At 67.8% G+C, this 13,560-nt stretch carries 13 protein-coding genes; 4 read left to right on the plus strand and 9 right to left on the minus strand.

The window, feature by feature from the left end; all coding sequences use genetic code 11:
• Window positions 1-9: 9 nt before the first annotated feature.
• Complete coding sequence (locus DWG18_RS12170) at window positions 10-1,281, minus strand: efflux RND transporter periplasmic adaptor subunit (RefSeq protein WP_115647436.1); 1,272 nt, start codon at window positions 1,279-1,281, stop codon at window positions 10-12.
• 202 nt (window positions 1,282-1,483) lie between these two features.
• Between DWG18_RS12170 and DWG18_RS12175 the strand changes: the two genes are divergently transcribed.
• From DWG18_RS12175 to DWG18_RS12190, 4 genes are read left to right on the plus strand one after another with little or no spacing between them, the layout of a single operon-like run.
• Window positions 1,484-2,386, plus strand: coding sequence for an ABC transporter ATP-binding protein (locus tag DWG18_RS12175; RefSeq protein ID WP_115647437.1), 903 nt, complete (start codon window positions 1,484-1,486; stop codon window positions 2,384-2,386).
• Entirely contained in the window at window positions 2,383-3,147 is a 765-nt protein-coding gene (locus DWG18_RS12180) for an ABC transporter permease (RefSeq protein WP_115647438.1), read from the plus strand. The genes DWG18_RS12175 and DWG18_RS12180 overlap by 4 nt, the downstream gene beginning before the upstream one ends.
• Before the next feature lie 43 nt (window positions 3,148-3,190).
• Window positions 3,191-4,345 (plus strand): sensor histidine kinase, encoded by a 1,155-nt coding sequence (locus DWG18_RS12185; protein WP_162823833.1) that lies wholly within the window; start codon window positions 3,191-3,193, stop codon window positions 4,343-4,345.
• 46 nt (window positions 4,346-4,391) lie between these two features.
• Window positions 4,392-4,994, plus strand: a complete 603-nt coding sequence (locus DWG18_RS12190) for a response regulator transcription factor (protein ID WP_115647440.1) — start codon at window positions 4,392-4,394, stop codon at window positions 4,992-4,994.
• 3 nt (window positions 4,995-4,997) lie between these two features.
• On the opposite strand, the gene DWG18_RS12195 is transcribed toward DWG18_RS12190, so the two are convergent.
• From DWG18_RS12195 to dusA, 8 genes are all read right to left on the minus strand, one after another.
• On the minus strand, window positions 4,998-5,918 hold the full coding sequence (locus DWG18_RS12195; protein WP_115647441.1) for a hypothetical protein: 921 nt from the start codon (window positions 5,916-5,918) through the stop codon (window positions 4,998-5,000).
• 91 nt (window positions 5,919-6,009) lie between these two features.
• Window positions 6,010-7,389, minus strand: a complete 1,380-nt coding sequence (locus DWG18_RS12200; protein ID WP_115647442.1) for a leucyl aminopeptidase family protein — start codon at window positions 7,387-7,389, stop codon at window positions 6,010-6,012.
• A complete protein-coding gene (locus DWG18_RS12205; protein ID WP_115647443.1) occupies window positions 7,386-8,102 on the minus strand; it encodes an HAD family hydrolase in 717 nt (238 codons plus the stop codon). Before DWG18_RS12205 ends, DWG18_RS12200 begins: the two co-directional genes overlap by 4 nt.
• Before the next feature lie 35 nt (window positions 8,103-8,137).
• Window positions 8,138-9,544, minus strand: a complete 1,407-nt coding sequence (locus tag DWG18_RS12210) for an ATP-binding protein (RefSeq protein ID WP_115647444.1) — start codon at window positions 9,542-9,544, stop codon at window positions 8,138-8,140.
• A 187-nt stretch (window positions 9,545-9,731) separates the two neighbouring features.
• Window positions 9,732-10,415, minus strand: a complete 684-nt coding sequence (locus DWG18_RS12215) for a response regulator transcription factor (protein WP_115647445.1) — start codon at window positions 10,413-10,415, stop codon at window positions 9,732-9,734.
• 126 nt (window positions 10,416-10,541) lie between these two features.
• On the minus strand, window positions 10,542-10,721 hold the full coding sequence (locus tag DWG18_RS15675; RefSeq protein ID WP_343195086.1) for a hypothetical protein: 180 nt from the start codon (window positions 10,719-10,721) through the stop codon (window positions 10,542-10,544).
• Window positions 10,722-10,982: 261 nt separating this feature from the next.
• Window positions 10,983-11,906, minus strand: a complete 924-nt coding sequence (locus tag DWG18_RS12225) for an arginine deiminase-related protein (RefSeq protein ID WP_115648173.1) — start codon at window positions 11,904-11,906, stop codon at window positions 10,983-10,985.
• The gene (gene dusA, locus DWG18_RS12230) at window positions 11,903-12,946 is read right to left on the minus strand and encodes a tRNA dihydrouridine(20/20a) synthase DusA (protein WP_255417303.1); all 1,044 of its coding nucleotides are present in this window, start codon (window positions 12,944-12,946) and stop codon (window positions 11,903-11,905) included. The genes DWG18_RS12225 and dusA overlap by 4 nt, the downstream gene beginning before the upstream one ends.
• Window positions 12,947-13,560 lie beyond the last annotated feature (614 nt).

Consider the following 13,560-nt stretch of genomic DNA (forward strand, 5'->3'; position numbering starts at 1 on the left):
TTGGTGCGTTCAGTTGGACGACGCTGCTTCCGCTTCGTCCTTGGCGATGCGCACGCGCGCACCGTCGGTGAGCTTGTCGGTCGGGTCGAGCACCACGCGCTCGCCGCCCGACAGGCCGGTCAATACTTCGCGGTCGTCGCCCAGCGTGCGACCGACCTTCACTTCGCGGCGCGACACCGTCGCCTTGTCCGCCTCGCCCTCGACCGCGAACGCGACCTGCTTGCCGTCGCGGTCGACGATGGCACTGGACGGCACCAGCACGGCCGGCACACGGTTCTGGGTGGCGGGCTGCTCGCGCTCGAGGAAGCTCACGCGCACGCCCATGTCGGGGACGATGCGCGCGTCCTTCTGCTTGAGCGCGATGCGCACCTTCACCGTCGCCTTGCTGCGATCGGCGGTCGGAATGATTGCGATGACTTCCGAGGGAATTTTCCAGTCCGGGTACGCGTTGAGCACGGACTCCACCGGCATGCCCGGCTTGACGCGACCGATATAGGCCTCGCCCACGTCGACTTCGACTTCCAGCGAATCCATGTCGACGATCGTGCCGATACCCGTACGGGTGAAACCACCGCCCGCGGACAGCGGCGACACGATTTCGCCCGGCTGCGCCGCTTTCGCGATCACGACACCCGCGAACGGCGCGCGCACGATGGTGTTGTCGACGCCGTTTTCGGCGATGCGCAGGTTCGCGCTCGACACCTGCGTGCTGCGCTGCGCGGTCGCGAGCTGTGCGCGCAACGCATCGCGCTGTGCGATGGCCTGGTCGTACTGTGCTTTCGATACCAGCTGTTGACCGACGAGTGACGACAAGCGACGCGCGTTCGCTTCCGCCTCGCGCAGCTGCGCCTGCACGTTCGCGATCTGCGAACGCGACGCGGCGACCTGCGCGCCCGCCAGCGTGCGCGTGGCGTCGGCATCGACCGGATCGAGCGTCGCCATCACGTAACCCGCCGGCACGTGCTGGCCTTCCTCGATGCGCACCTCGCGCACCTTGCCGGTGATCTTCGCGGACACCGTCGCCATGCGACGCGCGACGACATAGCCGGTCGCATCGAGCACCGAAGCGTTGCCACCATTCGCGCCGATCGCGGTGACGTCGGCGACGTGCACTTCCGGGCCCGCGTTCCCGCGCGTCAGTGCGAAGGCGATCCCGCCCCCGACGAGCACGACGCCCGCGACCGCGAGCCCGATCGACAGTCCGCGCCGGCTCGACGACGGCGGTGGCGCGGCGTTGCGATCGATGCGGAGTTCCTTTAGCAGGTCAGCAGACGTGTTCATCGCGTTCCATTACGACAGGGGGATGTCGACCGCATGACCGGGAGGCCGGTCGGTGCACCGGCGGTGCGACGACGTGGCGCAGGTTACGGCGGGGGCGGAGCCGCGTCACCTGACGGTTGTCACATGGAATTCCTGACAGCCGCGACTGCCGCGGCCGCCGGCAGCGGCGCATCGTGGCCCCACCTTCCACCGGAGACGCGTCATGGGATCCACGGTCACGCTCTCGCCGCTCGCCCGACTGGCCGGCGTGCGCAAGCGCTACGGCAACGTCCTCGCGCTCGACGGCCTCGACCTCGAGGTCCGCGGCGGCGAACTGCTCGCCCTGCTCGGCCCGAACGGCGCCGGCAAGTCCACGTCCATCGCCCTGATGCTCGGGCTGACCTCCGCCGACGACGGCCGCGTGCAGCTGTTCGACCGCGACCCGCACGAGGTCGAAGCGCGCCGGCAGGTCGGCGTGATGCTGCAGTCCGCGGGCATTCCGGACACGCTCAAGGTGCGCGAGCTGATCGAGGTGACGCGGAGCTATTACGCCAACCCGCGCAGCATCGCGGACTGCGTGGCACTGGCCGGTCTCGACGGGCTGCTCGAGCGTCGCTACGGGCGCCTGTCGGGCGGCCAGCAACGCCGCGTGCAGTTCGCGATGGCGATCTGCGGCCGTCCGAAGCTGCTGTTCCTCGACGAGCCGACCACCGGGCTCGATATCGAGGCGCGCCAGAAGCTGTGGGCGGCGATCCGCGAACTGGTCGCCGATGGCACCGGCGTCGTGCTCACCACGCACTACCTCGAGGAAGCCGAGGCGCTGGCCGACCGCGTCGTGGTGGTCAACGGCGGGCGCATCGTCGCGCAGGGCAGCGTCGCCCAGATCCGCTCGCGCGTGTCGCAGCGTCGCGTGCGCTGCGTGTCGTCGCTCGATGTCGCGACCGTTGCAGCATGGCCGCACGTGCTCAATGCCTCGCACGACGGCGAACGTCTCGAGATCGTCGCGGACGCGATCGAAGCCGTCGTCTACCGCCTGCTCACCGACGACCCGACGCTGTCGGACCTCGAAGTCACCCGCGCCGGCCTCGCCGACGCCTTCGTCGAAATCACCAAGGAGGCTGCATGAACACCGTCGCCCTGGACGCGCGCCCGAACCCGCTGCGCGCCTACTGGCTGGAAGCCCGCAACGAATTCCTGCGCCTGCTGCGCTCGCCCTCGTTCGCGGTGCCGACGCTCGTCTTCCCGCCGATGTTCTACGTGCTGTTCGCGGTGCTGCTCAATCACAAGGGCGGCCCGGAGGTGGCGACTTACCTGCTCGCGACCTACGGCGTGTTCGGCGTGATGGCGCCCGGCCTGTTCGGTTTCGGCGTGGCGATCGCGATGGATCGCGAGCGCGGCTTCCTCACCTTGAAGCGCGCGCAGCCCGTGCCGCCGGGCGCGGTGCTGCTCTCGCGCATGGCCATGGCGATGCTGTTCGCCACCGCGATCTCGCTGCTGCTGCTCACCATCGGCCTGACCGTCGCCGGTGTGTCGCTCACCGCGTCGCAGGCGGTGTCGCTGGTGCTGGTCGACCTGCTCGGCGTGCTGCCGTTCTGCGCGATCGGCCTGTTCATCGGCAGCGTGGTCTCCGGCCAGGGCGCGCCGGCGGTGGTCAACATGACCTACCTGCCGATGGCCTTCCTCGCCGGCCTGTGGATGCCGCTGTCGATGCTGCCCGCCTTCATCGGCAAGATCGCGCCGCTGTGGCCGGCGTATCACCTGTCGCAGATCGCGCTCGCTGTCGTCGGCGCGAAGGCCGAAGGCACCATCGGCGTGCATGCGCTGGTGCTGGCCATCTACGCGACCGTGTTCTTCACCGCCGCACGTCGCCGCCTGGCGCGCGGCTGAGGCAGGACGCGGGCATCATGGGCGCATCCACAGGACCGGCGGCATGAACACGAAGCGCGACGACGGCGGCAAGTCGATCATCCAGGTCACGCAGATCGGCACGGGTTGGCAGTCGTGGCTCAACCTGGTGTGGTCGATGTGGATCTTCCTGGTCCCGCTGACCGAAGCGCCCGGCGCGTTCCCGCACTGGCTCTGGCCGACGCTCGGCAGCTACGCGATCTTCCTCGGCCTGTTCGCGTACATCCACTACGGTGACTGCCGGCGCACCCTGCCGATATCGCTGGCCATCGCGGCGCTCGGTTTCGCGCTGACACCCTGGAACCCCGGTGGGCAGGGCTACATCATCTACGCCTGCGCCTACCTTCCCTTCGCGTTCCGTCCGCGTGCTGCGATCGTGGCGATGGTGACGCTGGTCGCGACGTATTCGGCGTACTGGATCGCATTGCACCTGCCGTGGATCTACGTACTGAACGCGGTCGTCGTCGGCCTCGTCGTCGGCCTGATGAACGTGCATTACATCCGCCGCAAACAGGCGGACAGCGCGCTCAAGCTCAGCCACGACGAAGTGCGTCGCCTCGCGGCGCTCGCCGAGCGCGAACGCATCGGCCGCGATCTGCACGATCTTCTGGGCCATACGCTGTCGCTGGTCGCACTGAAGTCGGAACTGGCGAGCAAGCTGGTCGATCGTGATCCGGCCGCCGCGCGTCGCGAACTCGACGAAGTCGCGCGCGTTGCCCGCGAAGCGTTGACGCAGGTGCGCAGCGCGGTGACAGGCATTCGCGCGGCCGGACTTGGCGCAGAACTGGCCTCGGCGCGCCTGCTGCTCGAATCCGACGCGATCGAACTGCAGTACGCCCTCGCACCGGTCACGCTGCCGCCCGAGATCGAAACGGTGCTCGCACTGACCGTGCGCGAAGCGGTGACCAACATCCAGCGCCATGCGCGCGCACGGCACGCCGAAGTCACCCTGTCGTCGACGCCCCGCGAAGTGAAGTTGTGCGTCGCCGACGATGGTCGCGGCGGCGCGATCACACCGGGCAATGGCCTGTCGGGCATGCGCGAACGCGTGGAAGCACTCGGCGGCAAGCTGCGCATCGAATCCTCGCCCGCGGGCACACGGCTGGAAGCCTGCGTGCCGCTGCCGAAGCCCGCCACGTCACTGCCCGAACCGGATATCGACGACGCGCGCGCGGCGTGAATCGCGTCTGCTACCGTTCGCACATGCCGAAGCTGATGCCGTCCCGATGATTCGCGTCCTCCTGGCCGAGGACCAGGCGATGGTGCGTGGCGCGCTCACCGCACTGCTCTCGCTCGAATCCGACATCGAAGTCGTCGGCGCCGCGCCGGACGGCATCACTGCGTGGCGCGAGGTGGAGCGCCTGAAACCCGACGTGCTGGTGACCGACATCGAGATGCCCGGCCTCACCGGCCTCGAACTCGCGCAGCGCATCCGCCGTCACGAACTACCGATCCGCATCGTCATCGCCACGACGTTCGCACGCGCGGGCTTCCTGCGTCGCGCGCTGGACGCGGGTGTCGGCGGCTACGTTTTGAAGGACGCGCCGGCAGAGCAGCTCGCCGAAGCGATCCGCCAGGTGCACCGCGGTGGACGTGCGATCGATCCGCAACTCGCCGTCGACGCGTGGTCCGAAGCCGATCCCCTCAACGACCGCGAGCGCCAGGTGCTGCGTCTCGCCGGCGGGGGCCTCACCGCCAACGACATCGCGGCGCAGCTGCATCTCTCCGCCGGCACCGTGCGCAACTACCTGTCCGAGGCGATCGGCAAGCTCAATGCGGCGAACCGCGTCGAGGCGTATCGGCTGGCGCGGCAGAAGGGATGGTTGTAACCGTCAATGCTTCGCGTCGAAGCCGGACGCCCACCGATCCAGGCGATTCTCGCGTGCGGCCTGCACGGCGCCCCACATGTGGGCGTACCACTCGAGCTGGATCTTCGGCAGTGGCCCGATGCGCTTCTCGAACTCCGCGCGTGATGCCCCGTGGGCGACCAGCTCATGGAACGCAGGCGCATATCGGCCGCCCTGCCCGTGCATCAAGAAATGCGTGAGGCTCCACCAGCCCAAGTAGTAGCCATTGAGCTGCGGCGCGATGTCCGTGCGATCGCTGTCGAGCAATGCATCCAGGGGCACGAACGCGTTGAGTTCAATGTCGCGATCGATATTGCCCGATAGCGGTGTGGCGGCCAGCCACCAGATCGGATACGCGTTCGGGCTGACGGTTCCTGGTCGCAGCCGGCCATCGACGATCCGGCTTGCACCGAAATAGCCGGCGATGCCCTCGTTCGCCCACCGTGCGGGTCGATAGCCGGAACCCTCACGCAACAACTGGTGCGTCGCCTCGTGCAGCATCCAGTGATACCGGTTGGGCGGATCGCCGGCGTACGCATGGCAGATCGGCTCGCGATAGTACGCCTCTGCCCATGGCGTGCTGCGGTTGTGGGCCCTGAACTGTGCGCGGTCGCGGTAGAGCACGAGCTCAAACGGGCCATCGCGGCTGATCGGAAACGTGTGTGCGTAGGCGTCGTGCAGTGCCTCAACCGCCGCGGCGACATCGGCGGTGGTCGCCGCATCCGCAGCGCTGCGGATGCGGTAGTGCGGTGTCCTGTCCAAAGTCAGCCCTTGCGGCAGAACGTGCGCAACGGGTCTCGTGGCCGCGGCATGAACACGTAGCGCAGCGCGCCGGTCGTTGGACCAACGGCCGATCATCATCAAAGCGCCCGCAATCGCGACGGTGGCGAGGACCGGCGCGAGCACGCTCCATGGAATTCGTGGCGATGCGGAGCGTGCTCGGGATGGCGTCATGCGGCGAGTCTAGCCGCGACGAATCACCGCATGCGCGCCGCACTCAGCCCTTCGCCGCGAAGCTCCGCAACATCGCATAGACCGCACGCAGTCCCTGCGCCTCCCCACCCGCCGGCTTGCCCGGGCGGTCGGCATCGTTCCATGCGTACGTGTCCATATGCAGCCACGGCTGCTGCGCGGGCACGAAACGCTCGAGGTAGAGCGCGGCGGTGACGCTGCCGGCCATGCGCGACGGACCGCTGTTGGCGAAATCGGCCACCGTGCTGGCGAGGTAACGCCAGTAGGGACGCCACAGCGGCATGCGCCACAGCGGGTCGCGCGTGGTCGCGCTCGCCTCGAGCAGCGTTGCCGCACGCGTCTCGTCGTTCGAATAGAGCGCCGGCAGATCGGGACCAAGCGCGACGCGCGCGGCACCGGTGAGTGTGGCGAAGTCGATGAGCAGCGCCGGCGTGTCTTCCGCCGCATGCGTCAGCGCATCACTGAGGATCAGGCGGCCTTCCGCATCGGTGTTGTCGATCTCGACATGCACGCCAAGGCGTGTCGAGATCACCTCGCCCGGGCGCAACGCATTCGGACCGATCGCGTTTTCCACCGCCGGCACCAGCAGCGAGATGCGCAGCGGCAGGCGGCGCGACATCACCAGCTCGGCCAGCGCGATCGCGTGCGCGGCGCCGCCCATGTCCTTCTTCATGTTGCGCATGCCGTCGCCGGTCTTGATGTTCAGACCGCCGGTGTCGAAGCACACGCCCTTGCCGACGATGGCGACATGCGGATGCGCGGCATCGCCCCAGTCGAGGCGGATCAGGCGCGGCGCGCGATGCGAGGCGCGACCGACCGCATGGATCGCCGGGAAATTCTGGTCGATGAGGTCATCGCCGCTGACCACGCGGATGCGCGCACCGTGCGCCTCGGCGATTTCACAGACCGTGCGTTCGAGCTCGTCCGGGCCCATGTGCTGCGTCGGCGTGTTGACGAGGTCACGCACACGCGCGCACGCGGCGAGCACGTCACGCACCTCGTCCGGCCACGCATCGACGACGAGATTGGCGGGCGCTCGCAGCGGCGCGCGATAACGACCGAAGTGATAGCTGCCCAGCCCCCAGCCCAGCAGCAGTGCGTCGTGTTCGGCGGCATCGAGCGCGGTCGCGAGCGCCCAGTCGCGCAGCGGCAACGCGCGTGGGGCATGCGCGTACGAGAAAGGATCGAGTGCATCGCCGATCGCGACCAGTGCCGACGCCGCAGCGCCGTCCGCGCCCGGCAGCACGATGGCCGTACCCGGCGTCGCGTCGAACGCATGGGCGTCGGCCCAGGCCTGTGCGGGTGCCGGCAGCGCGGCGCGCCATTGCGGCGTGCGCACGCGATCGATCACGTGCAGCGGGAGGGCAGCCTCGGACGAGGCGACGAAACCGGTCGGCAGGTTCATGCGGCGTGGTGTTCCGTAGCGAGATGCGCGTCCAGCCAGTCGGCCAGCGCGGCGAGATCGGTGAAGTGCAGATCGGGGCGGACGTCGTGGCGTGGCCAGTGTTCGTTGCGACGGTCGATCCAACAGGTGCGCAGACCGGCACGCGCGGCGCCGACGACATCGAGTTCGACGTCATCGCCAACGTGCAGCACATCGTGCGGTGCGACACCGAGCCGCTGGCAGGCTTCGAGGTAGATGCTCGGCGTCGGCTTGGCGGCGCCGTGCTCGCGCGCGCCGAGCTGGAAGCGGAACAGTGGCATCAGGCCGATGCGCGTGAGGCAGGCGTTGCCGTTGCTGACGGACGCGAGCGGTACGCGCATGGCCAGACGCTCGAGCGCATCGAGCGTGTCCGGGTAGTGCTCAACCTCGCAGCGGGCCGCGAAATACGCTTCGAACGCGCCGTGCACGAGTGCGGGATCCTCGCCCGCCTCGGCGAACATCCTCTCGAGCATCCACTGGCGCTGCGCGGTCATGTCGTGCGCCATCTCCGGGCGCTCGGCGTCGACCTGCAGGCGCAGCCGCTGGCGCACCGCGAGCGGCCATTGCGCGGCGGCGCGCGGGGCGTGCGTCGCGAGCCAGGTGTCGAGCGCCTGTTCGGCCCGGTCGATCGCAGGCGCGATCGGCCACAGCGTGTCGTCGAGGTCCAGGGTGATGGCGCGGATGCGGAACGTCATCCAGCGATTCTACCCAGCCGGCTCGAACGCCTCCGTCAGAGACCGGGCGGCAGTCGCACTTCGAATCGGGCGCCGCCGAGTTCGGTCGATTCGCCGACCTCGAGTTCACCGCGGTAGGCGCGCACCAGGTCCTGCACGATGGCAAGACCGATCCCGTGGCCCTGCACGCGCTCGTCGCCACGGACGCCGCGTTGCAGCACCAGCGCGACCTTGTCCGGCGGGATGCCCGGGCCGTCGTCGTCCACCGCGATGATCAGGCCGGGGCGCCGGTTCTGTTCGCAGGCGACCGGCGCGATGGTCAGCAGCACGCGCGACTTGGCCCACTTGAACGCGTTCTCGAGCAGGTTGCCCAGCAGCTCCTGCAGATCGCCCGGTTCGCCGTAGAACTGCAACCCCTCGCCCAGCTCGAACTCGCAGAGCACGCCTTTGGACGCGTAGACCTTTTCCAGGCTGGTGACGATCTGCTCCGCATGCGGCTCGATCTGAATCGGCGCGGCGAACAGCGCGTGGCCGCGGCTCGCCGCACGCGCGAGCTGATACGACACGATGTCGGTCATGCGCTGCACCTGACCCCGCACTTCGACGCGCATGTCGTCGACATCGATGTTGGGATCGTCTAGGCGCGAGTGCAGAACGGCGAGCGGCGTCTTGAGGGAATGCGCGAGGTCGGCCAGCGTATTGCGCTGTCGATCGAGATTTTCGCGCTCGCTTTCGATGAAGGCATTGATGGAATCGGTGAGCGGCTCGAGCTCGCGCGGATGGCGTTCGCTCATGCGCGACGACTGGCCACGCTGCACGCGCTTGAGCTCGTCGATGACGCGCCGCATCGGCAACAGGCTCCAGCGCAGGATCACACCTTGCAACAGCAAAAGGAGCAAACCGGCGCCGCCGAGATAACGCCACAAGGCAGAGCGGAAGATCTGCACCTGCTCACGCAGCGCATCGGTGTCTTCGTAGACATAGATCGTGTACGGAAATTCGGCGGCGCGGTTGTTGTCGTCGCTCAGCCAGATCAGGCCGCGCCCGTAGCGATAGACCTCGCCCGCATTGCCGTCGATCTCATGCATCGCCAGCGGGCCTTCGAAACGTCGCGCGCCCTCGGGAAGCAGTGGCGCGGGCGGCAGACGCGGCCCCTGTGCGGATTCCGAATCCCAGTGCCCGTTCGGAAACACCACTTCGGCATAGAGGCCGCTGCCGGGACGACTGAACCGCGCATCCGGAAGCGCGTACGGCTCGACGATAAAAGTGCCATCGCGCGCGAAGTCGCCGTCGCGCGCCAGCGCGAGTGCGTAGCTGTCGAGACGCTCACGCAGGTTGTCGCGCGCGGTCTTGAGGAATGCGCGATCCAATGCATAGCCCGCCAACGCCAGGAAGGCGACGAGGAACAGGCTCGCCGCCAGCAACTGGCGCGTCTGCAGCGAACGGGGTTGTCCGATCCTCATCTCGCGATCATGCGCGAACGCTGTTCAACCGACCACTGCCTGACGTCATCGCGTACAGCGCGAGTTGCAGCTGGCGAAGACGACGTGGATGCATCGCGCACGTGTCGATACGGCGGCACATGACGTCACCAATGCATCGGACGCGCGCGATGGCCACGGTCCGCGGCCATCAGGCAGAGTGCGTTGATTATTCGCCGCTGCGCGGAATCGCGAAGCGGTAGCCGCGACCGCGCACCGTCTCGATCGGCTTGAGCGTGCCGTCGGGATCGAGCTTCTTGCGCAGGCGACCGATGAAGACTTCGAGCACGTTGGAGTCGCGGTCGAAATCCTGCTGATAGATGTGCTCGGTGAGGTCGGCCTTCGAGACCAGCTCGCCCGCATGCATCATCAGGTACTCGAGCACCTTGTACTCGTAGCTGGTCAGGTCGACGTTGCTGCCGTTGACCGTCACGGTCTGCGCGGCGAGGTCCAGCACGACCGGTCCGCATTCGAGCTGCGGCTTGCTCCAGCCGGCCGCGCGACGGACCAGCGCGTTGATGCGCGCAAGCAGCTCTTCGACGTGGAACGGCTTGACGAGGTAGTCGTCGGCGCCCTGCTTGAGGCCCTCGACCTTGTCTTGCCAGCTCGAGCGGGCGGTCAGGATCAGCACCGGGAAACGCTTGCCCTCCTGACGCAGGGCGCGGATTAGCTCCATGCCCGACATCTTCGGAAGGCCGAGGTCGATGATGCCGACGTCGAACGGCACTTCGCGGCCCATGTAAAGGCCTTCCTCGCCGTCCTGGGCCGCGTCGACCGCAAAGCCTTCGCGCCGCAGGCGGGCGGCGAGGGTTTCGCGGAGGGGGGCTTCGTCTTCGACCAGCAGGATTCGCATTTTCCAAGCTCCTGGACAGGGCGCCCATGCGGCATGGCCGCTTGGCTGTTCAGGTAGCTTAGCCGCTACGGCCGTCGTTGCCGTGTGTACGCTCTCGCCTGTTCAGCAAGCGGCCGTACAGCGGTCTCACTGCTCCGGCGGACGGCCGCCCTGCTGCGGATGCGGGTCTTCGGTAATGACGCGGACGCGACCCGTCTGGTCCAGGACCTTGATGCGGTTGATGTCGCGGCCGTCGAAGGGGACGCGCTCGGCGCTCAGGATCTCGCCGCGGGTCTGACGCTCGACACGACGGACCGAGTCGGCCAGCGAACGCTCCTCGGGCTGGCTCTCATGCGCACGGCCCGCGCGCGCCGGATCCGGCGGAGGCGGTGCGCCACGGCCGCCCGGCGGGCCCGCGAGCGCACTGCCCGAGGCGAGAACCAGCGCAGCGATGAGAAGGGAACGACCGTAGGGCATGGCGGACTCGGACGACGGCGGTGCGGCACCAGGGTGCGGGCAAATGATCGAAGCGAGGCAGTGAATCCGCTCTGAACTTTTCGGGCATCGCCGTGCCCGCCGTTCAGTTGCTCAGAATATCTCGGCGACGCAACAACGCAACGAACCGCCACCTGCCTCGATTGCATCGAGTTCGACGCTGTGAACGGAGAAGCCGGCGTCGGCGAATGCAGCACGCGTCGACGCGCGCAACGAGGCGTCGGCGCGACGACTCATCCAGACACGCTGCGGATCGAGCGCGATCGCATTGCCCGCGAAGCTTTCAGCTTCGTCCGAAGACAGTTCGATCGCGTGCGGCGCGTACAACGACGCGATCGTGCGTGCATCCTCGGTGTTCGCGAAACCCTGCGGCGCGTACACCACCGCGCGCCCCGCCAGCACCGCTAGCACGACGTTGGTGTGGTACTCGCCCGGCGCGAGGTCGAACAGGAATGTCGCACGCAGACCGAAGGCGTCGTGCATGCGTCGCGCGCCTTCTTCATCGCAACGCTCCGACAGGCCCGCGAAGCCGATGCCGCGCGCGCGATCGATCACGAGCGCGCCGGTGAGTTCGCACGGGTGCGCCTGCGACGAAAGATCGAACGGCGTGTATCCCAGCGCATCGACGAAGAACCCGCGGATGTCCGCGCGTTCCGCCTCGCGCTGGCGGACGGGATGGCGCATGCGGCCGACGATCAGGCGCGGCACGTCGTCGATGCGCGCAGTTGCGAACACGTTGTTGGGGAAGGCCGCGTCGGGCGTGGCGGGATCGCCGGGAAACGCGATCGTCGGCAGCGAGATCGACAGCGCCGCCTGCAACGCACGGTGCTGGCGCATGGCGGCATCGGGGTCGAAGCGCACTGCGTCCGCCATGTAGCGGTTGTCGCTCGCCGACTGCTCGGCACGCGCGAATCCTTCCGGCGCCACCAGGAACGCAGCGCGCGCCGTCGCCGGGCCGGCGTCGGGCGAACAGCGCGACGCGGCCTCGAAGAAACGCGCGCGGTCGCGGGTGATCACGCCGACCTCCGCAGCCAGTCGGGGTGCGTGCACGCGATCGCGTCCTCGACAAGTTCAAGACCGGCACCCGGTCGATGCGCACCCTCGCTCAGCACCTGACGGAACGCGCGACCGCCGCGCTCGCCGAGGAACAGGCCGAGCAGATGACGCGTCATGTGTTTGAGCGCGACGCCGCGATCGAGCTGGCGCTGCATGTAGGGCATGTAGTCGCGCAATAGCGCTTCGCGCGTGCGCGCTTCGGCGCCGGTTAGGCGCGCATCGACTCGATGCAGGACATAGGGATCGTGATACGCGGCGCGACCGAGCATGACGCCGTCCGCGTGTTCGAGATGCGCGAGGCTGTCGTCGACGCCCGCGATGCCACCGTTCACGATGATGCCAAGTTCCGGTCGCAGCGCCTTGAGCCGGTACGCCCAGTCGTAGCGCAACGGCGGCACTTCGCGGTTTTCCTTGGGCGACAGCCCCTTCAGCCAGGCATTGCGCGCGTGGACGATGAAGGTGTCACAACCGGCCGCTGCCACTTGGTCGACGAAGGCAAGAAAAACGTCGAAGTCGTTGTCCTCGTCGACACCGAGGCGGCACTTCACCGTGACGGGAACATCCGGACGCTCGCTCGCACGCACCGCCGCGCTCATCGCCGCCACGCACTCGGCGACCAGCGCTGGCTCACGCATCAGGCAGGCACCGAATCGCCCCGCCTGCACACGATCGGACGGGCACCCGCAATTCAGGTTGACCTCGTCGAAGCCCCAATCCGCCGCGATCCGCGATGCCTCGCCGAGCAATTCGGGCTCACTGCCGCCGAGCTGCAACGCGACCGGATGCTCGCACCGATCCATGGCTAGCAGCTTCGAGCGATCCCCGTGGATCACCGCATTGGCGTGAACCATCTCCGTGTACAGCAGCGCGGATGGCGCAAGCACGCGGTGGAAGGCCCGACAGTGGGTGTCGGTCCAGTCCATCATCGGGGCGACGGAGAGGGGGGCGGAGCCGCGTTCAGACTGCCCCTTTGAGCGCGCGAGCGTTGCATGTCGGCCCACCGAAATAGGCGCGCAATTGTAGGCGACCTGTTCGGCAAATTCCCAAGCGCCGACGGGCAACCCGAGTTCACCCGAGTCGAATGGCCCGGAAGGGTCTCGGGTGCCTTGCGCCTATGAGCGACTGCCTCGGCAAGCGCCACTCCAAAGGCGGATCAACGAATCCTCTGCGGAGTCGCGCACGATTGATAGACCAGCTCGCACGCAGATGCCGTGCCTCCGCAGTCCCGCAGAGCGATGCGCGCGATGTCATCGACCTCAAGGCCCGTCTGTGTAACGGAGCTACCCGACTTCGAGGGCCAAGCTACCGCAACGCACGTATTTACAAATACCGTCTGCTGCTGACAGTTCCGGCTGCCATCTTTTTCACATCTCTGTTCAGCGATCTGGGCTGCTTCGCGGCCGCTCGCCCCTTCCGTCGTCGCGCCAATCGATCCAGTGTCCGGATCGATGTATACCGCCCCCCACTTATTGATCCACCCAGCCGGAGATTGCGACGGCGAGCTTTGACTTGCCGGGTCACCCGTCGGTTGCCGAGTGCAGCGCGGATCGTTCCAAGCGGCGCCGACAGGGCAGCTGTAGTAATAGCCGCCAATTTGATACTGAGCACCGGCATC

The organism is Lysobacter sp. TY2-98, from assembly GCF_003367355.1.
Taxonomy (GTDB): domain Bacteria; phylum Pseudomonadota; class Gammaproteobacteria; order Xanthomonadales; family Xanthomonadaceae; genus Cognatilysobacter.